19 protein-coding genes and 1 rRNA gene are annotated in these 20,956 nt (G+C 33.1%); 7 read left to right on the top strand and 13 right to left on the bottom strand.

The window, feature by feature from the left end; translation table 11 throughout:
• Positions 1-167: ribosomal RNA gene (locus tag BM319_RS13890) — 16S ribosomal RNA — on the bottom strand; the annotation flags it as partial.
• Positions 168-616: 449 nt separating this feature from the next.
• Between BM319_RS13890 and BM319_RS13885 the strand changes: the two genes are divergently transcribed.
• Both BM319_RS13885 and BM319_RS13880 read left to right on the top strand, forming a co-directional pair.
• On the top strand, positions 617-1,309 hold the full coding sequence (locus BM319_RS13885) for a YwaF family protein (RefSeq protein ID WP_091023211.1): 693 nt from the start codon (positions 617-619) through the stop codon (positions 1,307-1,309).
• A gap of 134 nt (positions 1,310-1,443) precedes the next feature.
• The gene (locus BM319_RS13880) at positions 1,444-1,803 is read left to right on the top strand and encodes a YgzB family protein (RefSeq protein ID WP_091023209.1); all 360 of its coding nucleotides are present in this window, start codon (positions 1,444-1,446) and stop codon (positions 1,801-1,803) included.
• 41 nt (positions 1,804-1,844) lie between these two features.
• Here BM319_RS13880 and BM319_RS13875 read toward each other — a convergent pair whose 3' ends face one another.
• The 6 genes from BM319_RS13875 to BM319_RS13850 all read right to left on the bottom strand — a co-directional run bounded on the left by BM319_RS13875 (position 1,845) and on the right by BM319_RS13850 (position 6,144).
• On the bottom strand, positions 1,845-2,282 hold the full coding sequence (locus BM319_RS13875) for a Fur family transcriptional regulator (RefSeq protein WP_025672070.1): 438 nt from the start codon (positions 2,280-2,282) through the stop codon (positions 1,845-1,847).
• Between the two features lie 327 nt (positions 2,283-2,609).
• Positions 2,610-3,074: a thioredoxin-dependent thiol peroxidase gene (bcp, locus tag BM319_RS13870; protein WP_091023207.1), complete on the bottom strand. Its 465-nt coding sequence runs from the start codon at positions 3,072-3,074 to the stop codon at positions 2,610-2,612.
• Between the two features lie 23 nt (positions 3,075-3,097).
• A complete protein-coding gene (locus BM319_RS13865; protein ID WP_069035235.1) occupies positions 3,098-3,505 on the bottom strand; it encodes a potassium channel family protein in 408 nt (135 codons plus the stop codon).
• Between the two features lie 52 nt (positions 3,506-3,557).
• Entirely contained in the window at positions 3,558-4,343 is a 786-nt protein-coding gene (locus tag BM319_RS13860; protein ID WP_069035236.1) for an ABC transporter permease, read from the bottom strand.
• Positions 4,344-4,346: 3 nt separating this feature from the next.
• Complete coding sequence (locus BM319_RS13855; protein ID WP_056468360.1) at positions 4,347-5,138, bottom strand: ABC transporter permease; 792 nt, start codon at positions 5,136-5,138, stop codon at positions 4,347-4,349.
• Entirely contained in the window at positions 5,131-6,144 is a 1,014-nt protein-coding gene (locus BM319_RS13850) for an ABC transporter ATP-binding protein (RefSeq protein ID WP_069035237.1), read from the bottom strand. The genes BM319_RS13855 and BM319_RS13850 overlap by 8 nt, the downstream gene beginning before the upstream one ends.
• Positions 6,145-6,417: 273 nt before the next feature.
• Between BM319_RS13850 and BM319_RS13845 the strand changes: the two genes are divergently transcribed.
• The 3 genes from BM319_RS13845 (at position 6,418) to BM319_RS13835 (ending at position 14,157) form a co-directional block, all read left to right on the top strand.
• Complete coding sequence (locus tag BM319_RS13845) at positions 6,418-7,719, top strand: glutamate-1-semialdehyde 2,1-aminomutase (RefSeq protein WP_091023205.1); 1,302 nt, start codon at positions 6,418-6,420, stop codon at positions 7,717-7,719.
• A 95-nt stretch (positions 7,720-7,814) separates the two neighbouring features.
• Positions 7,815-12,206 (top strand): glutamate synthase-related protein, encoded by a 4,392-nt coding sequence (locus tag BM319_RS13840; RefSeq protein ID WP_069035239.1) that lies wholly within the window; start codon positions 7,815-7,817, stop codon positions 12,204-12,206.
• An 853-nt stretch (positions 12,207-13,059) separates the two neighbouring features.
• Complete coding sequence (locus BM319_RS13835) at positions 13,060-14,157, top strand: FUSC family protein (RefSeq protein ID WP_025671835.1); 1,098 nt, start codon at positions 13,060-13,062, stop codon at positions 14,155-14,157.
• A 489-nt stretch (positions 14,158-14,646) separates the two neighbouring features.
• Here the strand turns inward: BM319_RS13835 and BM319_RS13830 are convergent, their stop codons facing one another.
• From BM319_RS13830 to BM319_RS13815, 4 genes are all read right to left on the bottom strand, one after another.
• Entirely contained in the window at positions 14,647-16,407 is a 1,761-nt protein-coding gene (locus BM319_RS13830) for an ABC transporter ATP-binding protein (RefSeq protein ID WP_069035241.1), read from the bottom strand.
• 96 nt (positions 16,408-16,503) lie between these two features.
• Positions 16,504-17,034, bottom strand: a complete 531-nt coding sequence (gene ntdP, locus BM319_RS13825) for a nucleoside tri-diphosphate phosphatase (protein WP_025671837.1) — start codon at positions 17,032-17,034, stop codon at positions 16,504-16,506.
• 130 nt (positions 17,035-17,164) lie between these two features.
• A complete protein-coding gene (locus tag BM319_RS13820; protein ID WP_025671838.1) occupies positions 17,165-17,422 on the bottom strand; it encodes a YgaB family protein in 258 nt (85 codons plus the stop codon).
• A 304-nt stretch (positions 17,423-17,726) separates the two neighbouring features.
• Complete coding sequence (locus BM319_RS13815; RefSeq protein WP_069035242.1) at positions 17,727-18,026, bottom strand: gamma-type small acid-soluble spore protein; 300 nt, start codon at positions 18,024-18,026, stop codon at positions 17,727-17,729.
• A gap of 130 nt (positions 18,027-18,156) precedes the next feature.
• Between BM319_RS13815 and yfhS the strand changes: the two genes are divergently transcribed.
• Positions 18,157-18,381: a mother cell protein YfhS gene (yfhS, locus tag BM319_RS13810; RefSeq protein WP_069035243.1), complete on the top strand. Its 225-nt coding sequence runs from the start codon at positions 18,157-18,159 to the stop codon at positions 18,379-18,381.
• A gap of 53 nt (positions 18,382-18,434) precedes the next feature.
• Here the strand turns inward: yfhS and mutY are convergent, their stop codons facing one another.
• Entirely contained in the window at positions 18,435-19,532 is a 1,098-nt protein-coding gene (gene mutY, locus BM319_RS13805; RefSeq protein WP_069035244.1) for an A/G-specific adenine glycosylase, read from the bottom strand.
• Positions 19,533-19,618: 86 nt separating this feature from the next.
• Between mutY and BM319_RS13800 the strand changes: the two genes are divergently transcribed.
• Positions 19,619-20,596, top strand: coding sequence for a metal-dependent hydrolase (locus tag BM319_RS13800; protein WP_069035245.1), 978 nt, complete (start codon positions 19,619-19,621; stop codon positions 20,594-20,596).
• Between the two features lie 47 nt (positions 20,597-20,643).
• Here BM319_RS13800 and BM319_RS13795 read toward each other — a convergent pair whose 3' ends face one another.
• Positions 20,644-20,922, bottom strand: a complete 279-nt coding sequence (locus tag BM319_RS13795; protein WP_069035246.1) for a YfhJ family protein — start codon at positions 20,920-20,922, stop codon at positions 20,644-20,646.
• Positions 20,923-20,956 lie beyond the last annotated feature (34 nt).

Below are 20,956 nucleotides of genomic sequence, written 5' to 3'. Positions count from 1 at the left end.
AGCTCCGGTTTCCCGAAGTTATCCCAGTCTTACAGGTAGGTTGCCCACGTGTTACTCACCCGTCCGCCGCTAACTAACGGGAGCAAGCTCCCATTAGTCCGCTCGACTTGCATGTATTAGGCACGCCGCCAGCGTTCGTCCTGAGCCAGGATCAAACTCTCCATAAAAGTTAAGTTTAAATCTTGTATTGCTCAAAAAACTAATAATTGACGTTTACTTCATGTTTTGTTTAGTTTTCAAAGTTCACTTTGTCGCGTCATTAGCGACTTTTTCATCTTAACATTCTCAGAAGAGCCTGTCAACATTTTTTTAAATCTTTTTTCTTTCGACGCCGTTGTCTCTTGGCGACATAGAATAATATAACATCGATAAATCACAACGTCAACACTTTTTAAAAAGTTTTTTCAAAAAAGATGAAAACTCTTTTCTAAAAAAGAATACACATGTGTTTGGACATATAAATAGTAAGTCATAATACTTTAATACAAACAAGCTGAATACACTTAAAAAAAGTACAATGAAAAGATTCTAACAGTAGCGAATTGTTCAATATCATCTATCCGCTTTGAGAGAGGTGTAATTAATGAATGGTTTCGTATTGTTTTCAAAGTAACATATATTTACATTATTAATCATTCTCCTCCTAGTTATCTGTTTGTTTTACTTCAGAAATTTAATAAACAATAAGAAAAAAGTAGATATATTCATCCGCACTCTATTAATCGGATCTATGCTTACAGTTGAATTTCTATTATATGGATGGCTTATTAAAACGAACCAGTGGGATTGGGGCGATTCATTACCTCTACAACTATGCGGTATAAGTATGTATCTATGCTGTTATACACTCATTACAAAAAATTATAAAGTTTATGAGATCATTTATTTTTGGGGATTAGCTGGGGCGATCCAAGCTGTACTTACTCCAGATATTAAATATAGTTTTCCTCATTTTAAATATATACAATTTTTCACTACTCACGGAGGAATTATTATTTCTATTTGTTATATGACATTTATCTTTGGATATACTCTAACTCTCCGTTCATTATTAAAGTCCTTCCTCTATTTAATTTTATTGGCTATACCTATTTACTTACTGGATTACGTCATAAAAGGAAACTACTTATTTTTAGGAGTTAAACCTGCTGGAGCAAACTTGTTAGACTTTTTTGGACCATGGCCATATTACTTAATTGTATTAGGCTTAATTCTTATCCCCTATTTTTTGATTTTATATCTCCCAATTCATTTTTCTAACAAAAAGCATCAGATAAACCAAGTACCATCCGATCATACGATTAATTAATGTGAGAATGTCCTGTATTTAGCTTAAATTCAAAATTCATCAATTTCATTAAATAAGTTCGAATTGTTTTCCATGATAGCACTAACATTTCCTATCTCATTTATGCTATATTTACAATGAATGGGGTGGACAAAGTGGCAAAAAAGAAAAGTAGTAAAATTAATAATATAAGAACGTTTGCACTTTCATTATTATTTATTGGCTTCATTATTATGTATGGTGGTGTATTTTTCAGAGAGCATAAGATTGTCATGACGATCTTTATGCTTGTGGGATTTTTAGCCATTATTGGTAGTACAGTTGTTTATTTTTGGATCGGAATGCTGTCTACAAAAACAATTCAAGTCATCTGTCCGAATTGTAACAAAACGACTAAAATGCTTGGTAAAGTTGACATCTGTATGTATTGTAATGAGCCACTTACATTAGATCCTTCATTAGAAGGAAAAGAATTTAATGAAAAATATAATAGCAAACGAGATGCTAAACAATAGCATAATAAATAAAGCACATTACAATTATGTAATGTGCTTTATTATGATAATGTTTTTTCTTTACATTTAGGACAAATACCGTATACTTCCATTCTATGATTAGTTACTTCAAATCCCGTTTCCTTTTCAACATAAAGATTGATTCCTTCTAATCCGTCGTAATGAAAGTCATTCATTTCACCACATTTTTCACAAATAATATGATAATGATCAGTTGTTATATAATCAAAACGACTAGAAGAATCACCGAAGTTTAATTCTTTAACCATTCCTACTTCACGTAATACTCTGAGATTATTGTAAACTGTTGCCACACTCATATTTGGAAATTTTCCCTCAAGTGCTTTATAGATTTCATCAGCAGTTGGATGTGTTCCACTTCCTATTAAATATTCTATAATTGCATGCCTCTGAGGTGTAATACGTACGCCGCTATTCTTTAAATGTAAAATTGCATCTTGAATATTTTCCTTATGCAACGCCGCTCTCCCCGTTTCTATAAAATAGTACCAAAATTAATTACTTATTATTAGTTTATTCAACTGCAAGAATATTTGTCAACTTTTTGAGAATTTCTTAAAAAAATTAACTAAGGCTTGTATTCCATATACTAAAACAAAAAAAATGTGCGAGAATTCTCTCGCACTTCAATATGCTATCATCTGAGGAGGTATGCCCTATACTCCAATATATTCTCTAAAGCAATATAGGTATAGACGAAAAGCTCGATTATTTTAGATAAAACGATTCTTTCTCAAAAAAACTAACATAAATCAAGTTAATTGCCCCAAATAGTTTGTACAATTTTAAGAACGACTAATGACATTATAGACATCTTCAACATGATTCTTTACTCTAACCTTTTGCCATACATTTTCGATACAACCTTCTTCATCAATTAAAAATGTTGTACGTTCTATTCCCATATATTCCTTACCAAAATTATTCTTTAACTTCCATACATCATATAACTTTGCTACTTCAGTTGTTTCGTCCGAAAGTAATAAAAATGGTAATTGATGTTTTTCTATAAATTTTTCATGTCTTTTTATAGGATCAGGACTTATTCCTAAAATGACAGTTCCACTATTCATAAACCTTTCATATGAATCTCTAAAGTCACAAGCTTCCGTAGTACAACCTGGTGTCATATCCTTTGGGTAAAAATAAAGAACTACTTTCTTGCCTCTAAAGTCTGATAAAGTTACATCTTCTCCATTACTTGCTGGTAAAGTAAATTCCGGTGCTTTGATTCCAATTTCAACAGTCATAATAATCTCCTTAATCATAAATATTAACGTTCATCTTTAAATACTTGTAAAACAAAAGCCGCTGGCATCGTATAACCGATGAGCGCTTCAACCATAGCTACCCATCTTCCGATCCCTACTGGTACAATATCCCCATAGCCTACAGACAAAAGGGTGATTGCGCTAAAATATAAGCATAACCCCATTATATGGTAATTAGTCCCTTCAATAGGAATAGTATGCTCAATTAAAATTGGATGTGGCCCGCGCTCCAGTATAAAATACACTGCGCTAAAGCCGATAAGTACCGTTCCATATATTAAAAATAAAAGAATGTAATTATTAATTGAAATAAGACTTTTATTAACTTTGGTAGTTGAAGTATTCCATAAATACACTAGACTATACAAAATTGCAAAGATCGCAATAAAAAAGAAAAAAGCAGTTCCCATTCCAATCACCTCATTTCAATTTATGAAACAAGCTATTGAAATAGAATACTGCTTAGTTACCCGCACCTTTATATTTTTTTACACCTTGGTTCCAAATTAAAACAGAAATAACAAAAACAACTAATCCCATAACAGGCGTTAAAAATGAATAGACATACCATTCACTTCTACGTAGAAAATAAGCAGCCGGATAAACACCAACAAACGCAAATGGTAAAATCCATGTTAATACAAAGCGAATAATTGGATGATAAATATTGATCGGATAACGACCATAGTTTCCTATATTATACATTAAAGGCATAATAGACGTTCTTGCATCTGACCAAAAACCGATACTTGCTAAAGCAATAAAGATTCCGGCATAAACAAACATCCCACCAAAAGCCATTAATAAAAATAAAAATGGATCATACCAAGTGATTGAAAGTCCTAATTTAAACCCTGCATAGATCATAATAATCAATCCAGTAATAGCACCTAGTAACGATTCTAACTCCATTTTCTCTAATACTACTTGAAAAAGACTATGAATTGGTCGGGTTAAAATACGATCAAACTCTCCCTTTACAATGTAACGATCATTAAAATCCCATATATTAAAAAATGAACCAAAAAGAGCAAACGGAACTAAAAAGAAACCATAAATGAATACAATTTCGTCTCTGTTCCATCCTTCAATAAGTGAAGTATGATTGAAAACTAGTAATATAAAAATTAAATTTACCGCCTGAGCCATCAAATCTGATAAAAATGACAAAAAGAAGTTTGCTCTATATTGTAATTTCGTTTTTAAATATTGACCTGAATATTGAAGAAATATATTTAAATAAAACATTCTTTAACCCCCTTGTATAACAAGATGCTTTTTAGCTTTATACCATATAAGAGTAATAGGGATACATAAAATAATAATCCAAATTACTTGAAATAAAAGGCCTCTTAAAATCAATTCACCTTTTATGCCTTGAGCAAAAATCATACTAGGAATATAGCTGATTCCTTGAAATGGTAAGTACTTCATTACATCTTGTGCCCAAACCGGAAAGAACGTGATCGGAATCGTTAAACCTGAAAATAAATCAATGATGACACGTTTAGCTTGAATAAATCCCATATTGTTTTGAAGGAAGAATGCCATTAAACCAGTTAATAAATTCAATTGTGTATTAATTGCAAAACTGAAAATCGAAGCAATCAAAAATAATCCTAAAGTTTTTAAATTAAATGAAACATCTAATCGAAAAATTAAAGCAACTATAATAAAGCCTGGAATTGAAAAGAAAAAGAATCTGAATATCCCCTCGCCTAATCCTTGCATCACTTTAGTAAGTAAATAGTTATAAGGTCTAATAAGTTCTATTGCTACTTTACCTTCTACAATTTCTTCAGCAATTTCACGGTCAAGATTATTAAAATAAAACGCCCTTGCCATCCAAGCAATCGCTACATAAGTAGTCATCTGGTTAACTGAAACACCTTGAATTGACCCTTGGTGACCGTAGATCGCTTTCCATAAAAAGAAATAAGCACCTATATTAATTGTATAAATAACAATCCCGGTATAATAATTAGTACGATACGCTAACATCATTAAAAAACGGATTCGAATGATTTCAATATACTTACTCATTACTTATACCTTCTTGGTAGATGTTTCGTATAATTTCTTCTGTAGAAATCTCTAACATCTTCATATCTTTAACAGGATTTGACTGAACTACTTTTGCAATAATCATAGAAATAAGTGTTTCATCATTCGGTAATGTAACACTCCAAATATTTTCGCCTTCTTCTTCCTTCCATTTTACATCCGTTCGTCCGATCAATTCATTTAATGTAGTATGATTTACTGGTTTAATAAACTGGAATTGAATTTCTTTCTCTTCGCCCCATTGACCTTTTAACTGTTCAAGTTTTCCATCATAAATGATTTTTCCTTCATCTAACATAACTACTCGATCACATAATGCCTCAATATCAGAAATATCATGGGTTGTTAAAAGAATTGTTGTGCCATATTTTTGGTTTAACTCTTTTAAAAACTCGCGAATTTTTAATTTTACTAATACATCTAATCCAATTGTTGGCTCATCTAAAAATAATAAGGGTGGATTATGAATTAAAGCAGCTGCTAATTCACATCTCATTCTTTGACCTAAAGATAACTTTCTTACAGGTTGATCTAATAAAGGCTCAATATCCAAAGTCTTAATAATATATCCCATATGTTCTTCGTATTGCTTATCTGGTACTTGATAAACCTTTTTTAGTAATCGAAATGATTCTTGTACTGCAATATCCCACCATAATTGAGATCTTTGCCCAAATACGACACCTATTGATTTAACAAACCGCTCTCGATCTTTTTGAGGGTGATAACCATTAACTGTTACATCTCCAGAAGTAGGCGTTAGTATTCCCGTCAACATTTTAATTGTAGTCGACTTCCCTGCACCATTCTCCCCGATATAAGCCATCATTTCACCTTTTTTCACAGAAAAGCTTATATTATTAACGGCTGTTTTTGTTCTATAGTTTCTTGTAAACAAATCTCTAAATGCACCTTTTACACCAGAGCGACTCAAGAAAGTTTTAAATTCTTTGTGTAAGTTTTGAACTTCGATTATGTTTTCCATAAGACTTCCTCCATTTTTTATTCCGTCGCTTAGTGTATTTGAAATAAGAACTAAGTACAATAAAAAAGTACTAAAAAGTAGTTTCCAATTTTTTTCGTACTATTTTTGTGAAAAATATCGATTCTACAAAATGTTCAAATTTCTTTTCAAATTGTAAAGGCTTACATTTACCACGCGCTAAAATTTCGTGCTAGAATGTAATTTAACCACATAAATAATGTAAAGATGCCGGTTAAATTCTTTCATTTTTTTATCAATAATGGGAGGTACTCCATGAATAATCAAAAATCAATTGAAATACATAATGAAGCTTTAGAACACATCGTTGGAGGAGTAAACAGTCCTTCAAGATCGTTTAAAGCAGTTGGTGGCGGAGCTCCTGTCACAATGAAGCGTGCAAAAGGCGCATATTTTTGGGATGTTGATGGCAATCAATATATAGATTATTTAGCAGCATACGGTCCTATTATTACTGGCCACGCTCACCCTCATATCACAGCTGCAATCACAAAAGCAGCAGAAAATGGTGTCCTTTACGGTACTCCTCATGAACTTGAAGTACAATTTGCCAAAATGCTAAAAGAAGCGATTCCTAGTATGGATAAAGTCAGATTTACAAATTCAGGTACTGAGTCCGTAATGACAACTATTCGTGTAGCGAGAGCATACACTGGTCGCACTAAAATCGTTAAATTTGCTGGATGCTATCACGGTCATTCAGATTTAGTACTAGTTGCTGCAGGTTCTGGACCATCTACTCTTGGTACTCCTGATTCCGCTGGTGTACCACAAAGCATAGCTAATGAAGTGATTACAGTTCCATTTAATGACATTGAGGCATATGCAGAAACAATGGAAAAGTGGGGTCATGAAGTAGCTGGTGTTCTTGTTGAGCCAATCGTCGGTAACTTCGGAATCGTTGAACCAAAAGAAGGATTTTTAGAAGCTGTAAATGACATTACGCACAACCATGGTGCATTAGTCATTTATGATGAAGTGATTACTGCCTTCAGATTTATGTATGGTGGAGCACAAAATTTATTAGGAATTGAACCAGACTTAACAGCTCTTGGCAAGATTATAGGCGGTGGATTACCGATTGGAGCTTATGGTGGTAAAAAAGAAATTATGGAAACAGTTGCCCCACTTGGTCCTGCATATCAAGCTGGTACGATGGCAGGTAATCCAGCATCAATTGCAGCTGGAATTGCATGTCTTGAAGTATTACAACAAGAAGGTGTCTATGAAGAATTAGATCGTCTAGGTGCAATTCTTGAAAAAGGTATTCAGGAAAAAGCAGATGAGCACAACATCCATATAAAAATCAACCGCTTAAAAGGTGCCTTAACTGTCTATTTCAACGTTGACGAAGTAACGAATTATGAAGAAGCAAAAGAATCAGATGGAGAAGTTTTCGGTAGATTTTTTAAACTTCTTTTAGAAGAAGGTATTAATCTAGCGCCATCGAAATACGAAGCTTGGTTCTTAACTACAGCTCATACTGAACAAGATGTTCATCAAACTATTAACGCTGTTGGAAACGCGTTCCTAAAATTATCTACGATTAAACTATGATATATCTGAGGTCACTACAACTTGAAGTGACCTCTATTCATACATAGTTAATTCTGAATAATCAATTTTTTTACCATAAATTAGGAGGTAGTTAAATGAAATTTCAAACGAAAACAGAATGGTCACCAGGTTTATTTAGAGATTATTACAATAACGAACATGATGCATGTGGGATCGTAGCCTTTATCAATCGTTCAATAACTCAAACAAGAGATACGATCGATATTGCTGCCGAAAGTTTACGAAAGATGAATCATCGAGCGGGATTTACAAACGGTGAAGGTGATGGTGTCGGAATTCAGACTGACATACCTACTCTGCTTTGGCAAGAAAAACTTACATCTGTAGGAATTAGTCCTGAAGTTGTTTCACACCCTTCATTTACAGTAGGACATTTCTTCTTAGATGAAAAATCAGAAATACAAACTTTGCTTCAAATTTTTGAGGAAAATGGTTATGAAACTTTATATCATAGTTGTAATCAAACCTTTACTTCAGCACTTGGTCCGATCGCTCAAGCAGTAGAACCTGAGTTCTTACAAGTAGCTTTACTCCCAATTACAAATCACCAAAGCACAACCCTATTTGATTTAACAAATATTATTAGCAAAAAAACAAATGTAACTGTTGTCTCTCTTAGTCAATCAACTTGTGTTTATAAAGTAATGGGAACAATCGATACTTTATTGTCATACTATTCAGATTTACAGCACCCTAATTTCCAATCATCTGTTGTGGTAGGTCATAATCGATACTCAACAAACACATCTTCTTCGTTTTCAAGAGTTCAACCATTTAGCATGCTAGCTCATAATGGAGAAATTAATACAATCGAACAATTAAGAATTGAAGCAAAACAAATTGGCGCAAATATTAAGCATGGAAATAGTGATTCACAAGATGTAAATATAACACTTGAGACGCTTATTCATAAATATAACTACTCATTAAAAGAAGCAATGGAACTGTTATTCCCACCTGTACCTGCAGAATATGAATCAGATCCAGAAGTAAACACCATTTACAATACGATTCGAAGTACATTTGGACCATATTGTCAAGGTCCAGCAGGTGTACTTACAAGAGAAGGAAATGAATTTGTTGCTAGTGTGGACGCTTTAGGTTTACGTCCTGTTTGGTTACTTGAAACAAATGATTATTATGTATTTTCATCCGAGCAAGGCATCCTTTCTCCAGAATTATTTATAGCCGAGCCACATGCTCTTTCACCTGGAGAAAAAGTCGGTATTAATTTACTAAAAGACCGTGCTCAACTATTAACACACCGTGAATTAACGCATTTCGTTACAACGAAATTAAACGAAAAATTAACAATGAATCTAGCAAATAAAGAAGCTAATTCAGCTGATTACGTGGAACACTCACCTCCTTCAATTCATCCGTTTGAATATGGAGCTTTTGGATGGCAAAAGGAACAAATCCAGTTAGTTGAACAAATGGCCGAAAAAGGTGCAGAACCTATTCGTTCATTAGGGCATGACGCACCACTAGCATGTTTAGATGAAACTAGAAAAAATCTTTCTGACTTTATGAAAGAAACAGTCGCAGTAGTAACGAACCCTGCGATCGATCGCGATCGTGAAACAGAGCATTTCTCTATTTCTGTCATATTAGGAAAAAGGCCATCCATTTCAAAGAATGATTCAGGAATTGTTTTTCAACTCCCTTCTCCGATATTAGGTGATGGTTTTGTAGGAAATACGCTAAAAGCTAATCGTCAACAACTTACGTATGAAGAAATTCTAAATCTATATCAATTGGAAAATAAACTTTATACAATTCAAAGTACATTTTCTAATTTACCTTTAGAAGAAACATTGTCCCAATATAAATACGAAGCAGTAGAAGCTGTAAAAAATGGTGCAGAATGTATTGTTATTACAGATGATGAAGCTCATAAAAATAATCAATACTGGATTGATCCGGCCCTTATTACAGCAATAATCCATAATGGACTTGTGAATGCTAAATTAAGAAGAAACTGTTCGATTGTCTTAAAGACAGCTGCTGTCCGTAATCTTCACGATTTAATGGTAATGAAAGGTTTAGGAGCAGATGCAATTAATCCTCATTTCCTTTTTGGAACTATTTCAGAATTGGAAGCTCCTGAAAAAATAGTAAAACTTTATGATGTTTTAAATAAAGGAATCGAAAAAGTAATATCAACAATAGGTATGCATGAGCTACGAGGCTATGCAAAAATGTTCAGTAGCATTGGATTACAAGAAGATATCGCTTCGTCTTTAGGAATTATAAACTTCTTCGGAGATCAAACAGTTTCAGGTTTCAAATTATTAGAGGCTGATTCGAAAAAACGTTTTGAAGATTACAACGCAAATAACGCAGCTATGCCAAAATCTTTCCATGTATTCCCTCGAATTTGGAAAGCTATTGGAGAAACGGCACAAACAGGTAGTTATGAAACATACCGTCAAAAATTAAATCAAATTGAAGAAGAGCGACCAACTACAGTACGTCATGCGCTTTCTCTAGTTGAGAGTAGAAAACCAGTTGATTCAAGTCAAGTTTCATTAGAAATAGGCACTCACTCACTACCATTTATTATCAGTTCTATGTCATTCGGATCTCAAAATGAAGTTGCTTTTAGAGCATATGCTGAAGGTGCAAATCGACTGAATATGATTAGCTTAAATGGTGAAGGTGGAGAAATCCAAGATATGATTGGAAAATATCCAAACACTCGTGGACAGCAAATTGCTTCAGGGCGATTCGGAGTTAATGCTAACTTACTTCACTCTTCTAACTTAATTGAGATTAAAATTGGTCAAGGTGCAAAACCTGGTGAAGGTGGCCATTTACCAGCTTCAAAGGTTACACAAAAAATTGCGGAAACGAGAAATGCAACACTTGGTTCTGATTTAATATCACCTTCAAATAATCATGATATTTATTCAATTGAAGATTTAGCTCAAATGATTAGTGAAATTAAAGCTGTTAATCCAAAAGCAAAAGTTGCTGTAAAAGTCCCTGTTGTTCCTAATATCGGCACAATAGCTGTTGGTATTGCAAAAGCGGGTGCAAACTTTATCAATATTAGCGGTTTTGATGGAGGAACTGGTGCTGCCCGTGTTCATGCAATTCAAAATGTAGGTTTACCAGTTGAAATTGGTGTTCGTGCAGCCCACAATGCACTACTAGAATCTGGTTTACGTAATTCTGTTGAGATTTGGGCAGATGGCGGAATGAAAAGCGTAAATGATGTAGTAAAAATGATGATTTTAGGTGCAAACCGAATCGGATTTGGAACTTTATCAATGATTGCAATCGGTTGTACAACATGTCGTGGTTGTCATTTAGATACATGCCACGTTGGTATTGCAACACAAATCGAGTCAGAAATTGAAGCAATGCGTCACGGTTTAAGAAAATTCACACCTAGACAACTAGAAACAGCAGTAACAAATTTAGTACAATTCTTCACTGCATTCAAAGATGAATTGCAAGTGATTGTTGGTTCATTAGGAGTAAAAAATGCTCAAGAGCTTGTTGGTAAAACTGAATTCTTAAAACAAACAAGATTTTTAGATACGCTAAGTTTAACTAATTTATTATCTACTAATAAAATTGAGGATAAAGAATATGTACTTTCGAATGGAGAATCTGCTAAAGTACTTCAAAGTAATGACGTTGGGGTTTATGCAAAGGTTGACAATGAATATCGCCATGCTGGCAGTTTATTAATCCATGACCTAGTAGTAAAAAAACAAACGCAAGGTGTAGCTTCCCCTGTCGAGATTAGCTTCGAGGATCAATCCATTCCTGGAAATGGATTAGGAACCTATACAGTAGAAGATTATTCTATATTCGTTCAAGGCGGAGCTCAAGATGGTGTTGCGAAAACTGCTTTTGGTGGAACGATATTTATTAGTAAAGCTGTAGGAGCTAACGGACAATTCTTTGGTGGTTCGGTCGGAAAATGCTTTGCATATGGAGCACAAAAAGGACAATTCTTTATCCAAGGTAACGCTGACTCGCGAGCAGGCATTCGTTTATCAGGAGCAGATGTTGTAATTGGTGGCCGTAACCATTCTAGTCAATCTATTTCACAGAAAACTCGCCTTGGTGCAAAAGCAAATATAAACGGTTTTGCTTTTGAATATATGACTGGTGGTCGTGCAGTTGTTTTAGGAGATCCAGGTCCATGGATGTGTGCGGGCATGACTGGCGGAGTAATCTACGTTCGAAACTCATCTGAATTAGGCCTTACTAAGGAAGCTTACCAAAATCGAATCGCAAAAGGTGCAAGTGTAAGCATTGTACCAGTCGATGAAACTGGTAAAAACGATCTAAATGAATTGTTAGAGAAATATATATCACTTTTAACTCAGCATAATCAGCATGACGAAGCTGAATTCGTTCAAAGTTTATTAGACGACATTGAACAAAACTTCTTACAAATTAAACCTAAAAAAGAACAAGCGGATCCATCAGTTTCAACTGAATGATTTTATAAAAAAGAAGCGAAATATTTTCGCTTCTTTTTTCATCGTTTTGAAATATAAAATGGGTAATAGGAAAAAAGGACAAGAATTGAACATTTATTTATTGATGAAATTATCATTTTTTATGATCTATTAATTGGTTTTATATGTTATCTGTTAGAGCAATTTATGATTTCAATAACACTAGAAGTGGTCTTTTTCATAAGTTAAAAATTATGATCTAACTTTTAGAAAAACAAATTCTACTGATTAGATTAATTAATGGTTGATATTAATTGACCTACAAACTGATTTGATATACAACAATAGGTTACGCTAAGTAAAGGCTATTTGATTAGGATTTATTGCAGACTATTTTGATGAATAAGTTGATTGGAACGAAAGGGTGCTCGACTCCTATGGGATTAGCGGGAAGGCTGAGACCCCGCAGGTTTGCCGAGGAGGCTAAAGAATCTCGCCCCATGGAAAGCGAGCATTCTGTAGTGGAAATCAACATCACTCTACTCCTTTTACGAAAATTTGGTATTTTATTGACAAGGTTATTTTTCATAGCTCTACCACCTTTTTAATAGTAAAACCCTTTCATTTTTAAGTTCGAAATCTTTTAATTTAACTAATAATTTAATCTTTTTTCTCATTCATATATTTAACATAATTTATTAAAAAATTGTATTGATAATGCGTGTAGTTCATTGTATAGTTACAGGATGTTACATGAGAAAAAGTAAAAGTTACTTTTAACTGAAGTAATTTTGAAAAACACTCGATGTAATAAATAGTAGATTAGTAGTAATATAGTTAAACGTTCATATTTCATTACAAGCATTAAGCTAGACAAACAAAAAGGAGTAATACAATGAGATTAGGAGCGCGTGTTCTAAAAACTGGTATAGCTATTACGCTCGCCATTTATAGCGCGATGTTTTTTGATTTATCAACAGCTTCGATTGCAGGTATCTCTGCTATTTCGGCATTAAAATCATCAGTAAACCAATCATATAAGTCGTTAATTGAACAACTTCAAGCTAACTTGATTGGTGCGATACTGGCAATTATTGCAGTGATTACTCTAGGGAATAATCCAGTCATTATAGGATTTACATGTATTCTCGTGATTATCATTACATTAAAACTAAAACTCGAAAATACAATTGCTACAACATTAGTTACTGTTGTCGTTATTATGGAGGTAAGTACAAGTACCGAACACTTTGCCATTTTTACTTTCGATCGTATTTTGGCAGTAACAATTGGTGTTTTAGCTGCATCATTTGTAAATATTTTCTTAATGCCTCCAAATTATGAAAAAAAATTATCTCGTGGCATGATTTCGATCACTGAACAAACAAATAAATTAATGATGATGGCTCTACACAAAACTGTTAGCCATAATGGATTAAAAGATGAAATTTATCAATTAAAAGAAATCATGAGAAATGTTACGAAAATATATCGCTTATACAAAGAAGACCGAATCATTCTTGTTGGTCGTAAGAAAAAAGAGCATGAAAAATCTCGTAAAATCGTATTGTTTAGACAAATGCTTGTCACAGCCGATAACGCATTTGATACGTTAAAAGCTTTAAACCGATTAGAATATGAAATTAATGCATCTCCGAAAGAGTTCCAAGATTTAATTAAAAATGAACTAACATGCTTAATGCAATACCATGAGCATGCATTAATGAAATTAATTGGGAAAGTAAACTGTGATCAAACCTCCCCACTTCATAGAGAAGAAAATATTTTAAAAGATAAATTAACAAAGGCATTCTTGGACCACCATGATCTTAATGACGAAGAGAAACAAAAAACATGGTTGCATTTATTCCAAGTAGTATCTGCCATTTTAGAATATAGTGAAAATGTTGAGCATTTAAATACACTCGTTGATAGCCATCAAACTTATCACAAAGAATACCAAGTTCAAGTTGAACAGGTTGAAACAATGTAAAGCCTCCAATTGTGGAGGCTTTTTATTTTGGGTTTGAATCAAAGTAAGTGGGGTATCTCAACGGGGTCCTATATTTGATGTTGATTTTTTCAATCCTTGCCATGATAAATTGCCGATTTTTATCCATTTTCAGATCAAATGGACGGAATTTAGAGTGATATTGCTCGTTTCCTGCAGAGAGTATCTATTTTCGGGCGATTATTCTGTGGGAATACGATAACCGGTATAGGTAATTTATAATCGTATTTGCGATTCTTGAAACTTTAATTGCAGTTCTGCCAATTTTATTTGCTATTTCCGCATTTTAATTGCTGTTCGTTGTTTAATTTACACTTTAACTTCAATTATTCACATATTCACAGTTTGCGATCTTCTCACACTAATTTGCAGTACAGATTTAATTCGTCAATACACTTCTTCTTACAAAATGTATTTACACAGCTTCAAATAAAAAAAAGCACAAAGAATTTCTTTGTGCTAACTAATCTTCTATACCGAACTCGAGCTAGTTTCTAAATTTTGAATTTCAAACAAATGATAGTAAGCTTCTTTTTTAGCCATTAATTCCTCATGAGAACCAATTTCGACAATATGACCTTGATCAATATAAACGATTTTATCCACATGTGTAATGGTAGATAATCTATGTGCAATAAATATTGTTGTACGGTTCTTTGCTAGTTCTTGAATTGCGTCTTGGATATACCTTTCATTTTCTAAATCAAGAGCTGAAGTAGCTTCATCAAATATTAGAATGGAAGGATTTCTTAAAAATACACGGGCAATAGCTACACGTTGTTTTTGACCACCAGAAAGCTTTACTCCTCTTTCCCCAACAAGCGTGTCATATCCATCTGGTAAACTCATGATAAAATCATGTGCATTGGCTGCTTTGGCAGCTGCAATAATTTCTTCTTCACTAGCACTCGGATTCCCATAATGAATATTCGATTTTACAGTATCACTAAATAGAAAATTGTCTTGTAAAACGATACCGATTTTTTCACGCATACTTTTTAAATCAAAATCCCTTATGTCGACACCATCAATTTTAATAGACCCTTTTGTTACGTCATAAAAACGTGGTATTAAACTAACTAACGAAGATTTTCCTCCACCACTCGATCCAACCAATGCAATCTTTTGACCAGGTTCAATTTGAAAAGTTACATCTTGAATGACCTCATCATCAACGGCATTATATTGAAAAGATACGTGATTAAAGTGTATTTGACCATCTAACTTCTTTGCATAAATTGGATTTTCCCTATTAACGATGTCATACTTTTCATCCATTAATTCAAAGACACGGTCCATCGATGCAAATGATTGTGTTAATGCTGTTGAAGAATTCGCTAATCTTCTAAGCGGATCATATAAACGATCAATATATCCAACGAACGCTACCATCTCTCCAAGTGTTAAGTGACCATGGATAACTTGATATGCAGAGAATCCGATAATTAATAATGGTCCAATATCAGTTAATGTATTTATAATTGTAAACGTACTCGCATTCCAGCCTGTATGTTTAAGAGCACGATCTAAAAACTCACCATTTTTTTCTTTAAATAGTCCGCTTTCATAATCTTCTAATGCAAAACTACGTGTTACTTGCATTCCCTGAATTCTTTCTGTTAAGAATCCTTGTAAAACAGCTAAAGCTTGAGATCTTTGACGAGTCAAAAATCGAAGTCGACCGAAAAAGTACTTTACTGCTAATGTATAAAATGGCAGCACGATTAATGATACAAGCGTTAACTTTACATCCATTGTTAACATGATTGTTACTGTAATTAAGATTGTAATTAAGTCTAACCAAACATTCATTAACCCAGTAATAACAAAGTCTTTAGTCGATTCAACATCATTTATTACTCGTGAAATGACTTCACCTGTCTTTGCATTAGCATAATATCTTAAGCTGAGTTTTTGTAAATGTTTAAATAAATGATCTCTAATGTCAAATAAAATTCGACTACCGATATATTGAGCATAATACTGTCTGAAATACTCAATAGGTGGTCTTACAATAACAAAAATTCCAAATGCAATTAACATAATGTAAATAAGATGTGAACTTTTAGTTGCAATTGGTAATGATGAATTAATGATATTATCAACTACATATTTTAATAAAAACGGTAATATTAATGGGATTCCAAATTTAACGATACCGACAGCAATCGTTATAAAAATATGAAATCGATATGGTTTAACAAATTTTAAATAACGTTTAATACTTCCCATATTTTCATCCTTTCATATCATTCAAAAAGAAACTGTTGAGCAATCTCTTTGAGATGATTAATTCTCAAAAAGACTTAGTCCGCTCAACAGTTTCGATTAATCACGATACATTAAGAATCGTTCATACCAATTATCAATAAAATCGGTAGCAAACGGCCCTTTTCGTTGATGAATTAATTCCTTTAAATAACCTAAGTTCTTTTTTAAGATTGGGTCAATAATAGGAGGATAATTCATTATTTGTCGATGATTCTCATATTCATCTTCATCTAACAGCACGTAAGTCATGTCTGGAAAAACTTTAATATCTAGATCATAGTCAATATACTTAATGGCACCATCTTCATAGACAAATGGTGAGCTAATATTACAGTAATAGTAAACTCCATCTTCTCTAATCATTCCAATGACATTAAACCAATAATCCATATCAAAGTAACAAATTGCTGGCTCTCGTGTAACCCATGTTCTACCGTCCGATTCAGTTACAAGCGTGCGATCATTTGCGCCAATTACTAACTGCTGCGTCCCTTTTAAAATGGTTGTCTCTTCCCATATACGATGAATATGTCCATTATGTTTGTAACTATGTATCTGTATTTTTTCTCCTGGTTTGGGAACGTTCATTGTTTCTCCCTTCTTTCTAGTGTGGACGCATTTCAACACTTTATTTATACTTTACACTTCTATTATAACTAGTTCTTATCCATTTTTAAACAAAAGGGAGGTTAATTTGGTAAAATGACCCATTGTTTTTTTATTTTAATGCAATTTTCCTCTCATCTGAGAAAGATTTAATTATTTGCTGTGTTTGTATTAGAAAGGTGTCTTGGATAGCTTTTAATTCAGATCTCATTATATGTATTTCATCTTGGATAGAAGACAATTTTGACAAATCCTCTAATTCAAATAGTTGGTTTTCAATTTCTTGACATCGTTCAATTTCTTCTTGAATCTTTATTAACTGATCCATTGTTTCAAGCTGACGACTTACCAATTCATCGAATACTTGCATACCATTCACCATCCTTATTTCATTATTACACTATTTCTTGAAAACTAACATAATCCCTTTGACTACATTTGACGATATTTGACTATTGAGAAGAAATTAATAATTCTATGTAGATTTTAAATGTTGGGCATAAATACACGAAGGTAAAAGAGCACCCTTAATATAAGGGTGCTCTTTTTGAACGTTCTTTATAACAACTAGACTGCATGATCTCTCATCAGACAGGAAGATGAATATAGAAAGTAAATTACTTTACTCACTACTCTCATCAACAGCGCACTTCTAGTAAGTTTCTTTTAGGTTATTATTGTTGGTTTTGTTGTCCAAAGTTGCTAGAAGAAGATCTTTGTGCAGATTTTGCATTTGCTTCTCTCACAGCTTGAACATCAGTTTCACTTGCAAACTCTTGTCCAAAACTTTGGTTTTGTTGTCCAAAGTTTTTAGATGCAGCTTTTTGAGTAGATTGTGCATTAGCTCCTCTAACTGCTTGAACATCAGTTTCACTTGAAAACTCTTGTCCAAAACTTTGGTTTTGTTGTTTTACTTTGCCAATGTTAGTTCCAGATGCTGTTTTTCCAGCATTGAATTGATTGTTGTTGTTCATGATTTATCACCTCCACGAATAATATGATGTCCATTAATCGGAGTAATATGTAAAAAACTTTACTTTATTTTTTTGTTTAATGAACTGTTCGAGTGGAAAACTATGAGAAGAAATTTAAAGGAGGCTTATTATGTACGTTGGCAGAGATCTTTCAGAATTATCTATGACTCCAAAAACTCATTGGAAAGATAGTGAATTGGAATACTATCATCATTCGTTTCAGCAAATTACTGGTTATTTAAACATCGAAGGTAGCACAATGCAAAAAGAAATCATAAAAGAAATTGAATCACGTGGTGGTCTTCATAGAAATGAAGCAGACTGGACTAGTGGTACTCGCCCTACTTTTGACTAAAATCACTCTTAAACCACAAGAACCCCAACTCTTTGTTGGGGTTCTTTGTTTCATTACTGAAGCTTTTCGATTTGCTGATAAATTTTTTGATGAACTACCGGAAACGGGAGCTCTTTACACTCATCTAATGTTACCCATTTTTGATTACTTGTTAATTTACCCTCATTAATTACATCTCCAACATATACTTCCATTTTCCATACAAGATGTGAAAAAACATGCTCAATATTAAATTGATAAGATAATCCTTCAACTACTAATTGAGATTCTTGATTTAAGAAAAAGCTAAGTGTATCACTTTTAGATAACATCGTTGATTGCAATTCAGCAGTTGGAAACTCCCACATATTAGCAAGTAATCCACTAGAAGGTCTTTGTTGAATTAAATATTGATTTTTTCTATTCTTAATGACACCAACTGCTAAATTAATTGGTTTTGGTGCCTTCTTTTTACTTTTTATAGGTAAATCAGTCACAACTCCAGTTTCAAAAGCTAAACATTGTTCTCTCACAGGACATAATAAACATGCAGGATTTGTTGGTGTACAAATTAATGCACCAAGCTCCATTAAACCTTGATTAAAAGAAGACGGATCTTCATGACTAATTAAAGCTCTTACAGCTTGTTCAAAAACTTTCCGATTTTTCGGTACACCAATGTCTTCCCAAATTGTTAATATTCTAGATAATACCCTCATTACATTCCCATCAACGGCTGGCTCTGGTTTACCGTATGCAATACTAAGGATCGCTCCAGCAGTATAAGGTCCTACACCTTTTAATTTACTTATTAATTCTGGCGTATTTGGCACTTTACCTGAATACTCTTCATGGACTTCTCGGACAGCCGATTGTAAATTTCTAGCTCTAGAATAATAACCAAGTCCTTCCCATGCTTTTAGTACTTTTTCTTCCTCGGCATTCGCCAAGTCAGCAATAGTAGGGAAATTTTGCATAAACTTATTATAAAAAGGGATTACTGTATCTACACGTGTTTGCTGAAGCATTATTTCTGAAACCCATACTCGATATGGGTCTTTATTCTTTCTCCAAGGTAAATCTCTTTGTTCTGCTAAAAACCAATTAACTAAATTATTTTTAAAGTCATTTTTGGGGAAAACTTCTAATGTCGTATTTAAATCATTATTCATAACTTATACCTTTCTGTAACATCTATATGTTTTTGTTAATAGTCAATACTATAAAATTTAAAAGGGTAAGTAAAGGGAGGAACTACATGGATACTGGTACTCATCTTGTAATGGGATTTACACTTGGCGGATTAGCAACCCTGAGTCCAATTGTCCTACATGACCCACATTTGACAAACTCACTCTTATTAACAACAATCATCGGATCACAATTACCAGACAGTGACACGATATTAAAATTAAGAAATAACGCAAAATATTTAAAACATCATCGTGGAATTACGCATTCAATTCCAGCAGTCATTTTATGGACATTATCACTTTCTGCCATTATGACATTATTTAATAATAGAGAACACTTTGGACTCTATTTATTTTGGTCTTTCCTAGCAGTAAGTGTACACGTATTTGTTGATTTATTTAATGCTTATGGAACCCAAGCACTAAGGCCTTTTTCAAAACGCTGGATTGCTTTTGGTATCATAAATACTTTCGATCCAATTATTTTTGCAATCCATTTAGTTGGAGTTCCTTTTGTTATTTTTCATTTTAGAGCCGGTCCGATCTGTGTCATGCTCTATTTCATTATGATTTTTTACTATGCGTTTAGATATCGACAAAAACAAATCGTGATTCAAACAGTCACAAAAAAATTGCCGGATGTAAAACGTGTCTATGTTTCACCTTCTATAAAATACACTCATTATCATATTGTAGCAAGTACAGATTCTCATCATTACGTTGGTAAAATAAAGAAAAGAATCTTTAAAATCCACGACGTATTTAAAAGGATCCCGTTACCAGTAATTGAAGACGTAAAAGCAGCCTTTAAGGATGAAAACGTTAAATCATTCCTGGCATTTTCACCAGTTTATATTTGGGAATTGATTGGACATGACGACCATAAAGAATTAAGATTAATCGATTTAAGGTACAGGACTGAAACATACTACCCATTTGTTGCAGTAGTCAAATTTGACTATGAACATAATATTATTAGTTCATTCACTGGCTGGATCTTTAGTGAGAAAAAATTACAGAAAAAACTAAAAGCGGAACCATGAAAAACAAAAAATAACCCTTAGCAATTTTTTTGCTAAGGGTTATTTTTTTAATGAAGAAGATTATCTTTCTCTTTCGTTTCTATAATTTCTAATCCTGGTGGCTTTGCAATTTTTATATCTGTTTCATGCAAATATTTTCCATATTGGAATATAAATTGTTGAACAACCTTTTTAGACATTTTTTCTCCATGATATTCTCCAGCTTTAGCATAAGTTGCTTCAAAATCTTCCCATAGCCATTCAACCCAAATTTTTGCTTGTGAGTATGTTAAATGACTATTTTCTTTTAGTAATAGCTCAGTTAATTGCTCTAAATATTTCTCCATATAATTACACCTTCCAATTTTTAAACATTTATTA

The sequence above is a fragment of the Bacillus sp. UNCCL81 genome (genome assembly GCF_900112535.1).
Taxonomy (GTDB): Bacteria; Bacillota; Bacilli; order Bacillales; family Bacillaceae_G; genus Gottfriedia; species Gottfriedia luciferensis_B.
Note: the sequence above shows the minus strand (reverse complement) of the source record. Positions and strands in the feature narration are given on the sequence as shown.

Excerpts from the sequence above, each read along its gene's own strand:
- BM319_RS13820 (WP_025671838.1), bottom strand. The coding sequence starts at position 17,422 with ATGCAAGTATTCGATGAATTGGTAAGTCGTCAGCTTGAAACAATGGAT.
- BM319_RS13795 (WP_069035246.1), bottom strand. The coding sequence starts at position 20,922 with ATGGAGAAATATTTAGAGCAATTAACTGAGCTATTACTAAAAGAAAAT.
- BM319_RS13815 (WP_069035242.1), bottom strand. The coding sequence starts at position 18,026 with ATGAACAACAACAATCAATTCAATGCTGGAAAAACAGCATCTGGAACT.
- BM319_RS13835 (WP_025671835.1), top strand. The coding sequence starts at position 13,060 with ATGAGATTAGGAGCGCGTGTTCTAAAAACTGGTATAGCTATTACGCTC.
- BM319_RS13800 (WP_069035245.1), top strand. The coding sequence starts at position 19,619 with ATGGATACTGGTACTCATCTTGTAATGGGATTTACACTTGGCGGATTA.
- BM319_RS13865 (WP_069035235.1), bottom strand. The coding sequence starts at position 3,505 with ATGGGAACTGCTTTTTTCTTTTTTATTGCGATCTTTGCAATTTTGTAT.
- BM319_RS13845 (WP_091023205.1), top strand. The coding sequence starts at position 6,418 with ATGAATAATCAAAAATCAATTGAAATACATAATGAAGCTTTAGAACAC.
- bcp (WP_091023207.1), bottom strand. The coding sequence starts at position 3,074 with ATGACTGTTGAAATTGGAATCAAAGCACCGGAATTTACTTTACCAGCA.
- BM319_RS13855 (WP_056468360.1), bottom strand. The coding sequence starts at position 5,138 with ATGAGTAAGTATATTGAAATCATTCGAATCCGTTTTTTAATGATGTTA.
- ntdP (WP_025671837.1), bottom strand. The coding sequence starts at position 17,034 with ATGAACGTTCCCAAACCAGGAGAAAAAATACAGATACATAGTTACAAA.
- BM319_RS13850 (WP_069035237.1), bottom strand. The coding sequence starts at position 6,144 with ATGGAAAACATAATCGAAGTTCAAAACTTACACAAAGAATTTAAAACT.
- yfhS (WP_069035243.1), top strand. The coding sequence starts at position 18,157 with ATGTACGTTGGCAGAGATCTTTCAGAATTATCTATGACTCCAAAAACT.
- BM319_RS13840 (WP_069035239.1), top strand. The coding sequence starts at position 7,815 with ATGAAATTTCAAACGAAAACAGAATGGTCACCAGGTTTATTTAGAGAT.
- BM319_RS13860 (WP_069035236.1), bottom strand. The coding sequence starts at position 4,343 with ATGTTTTATTTAAATATATTTCTTCAATATTCAGGTCAATATTTAAAA.
- mutY (WP_069035244.1), bottom strand. The coding sequence starts at position 19,532 with ATGAATAATGATTTAAATACGACATTAGAAGTTTTCCCCAAAAATGAC.
- BM319_RS13830 (WP_069035241.1), bottom strand. The coding sequence starts at position 16,407 with ATGGGAAGTATTAAACGTTATTTAAAATTTGTTAAACCATATCGATTT.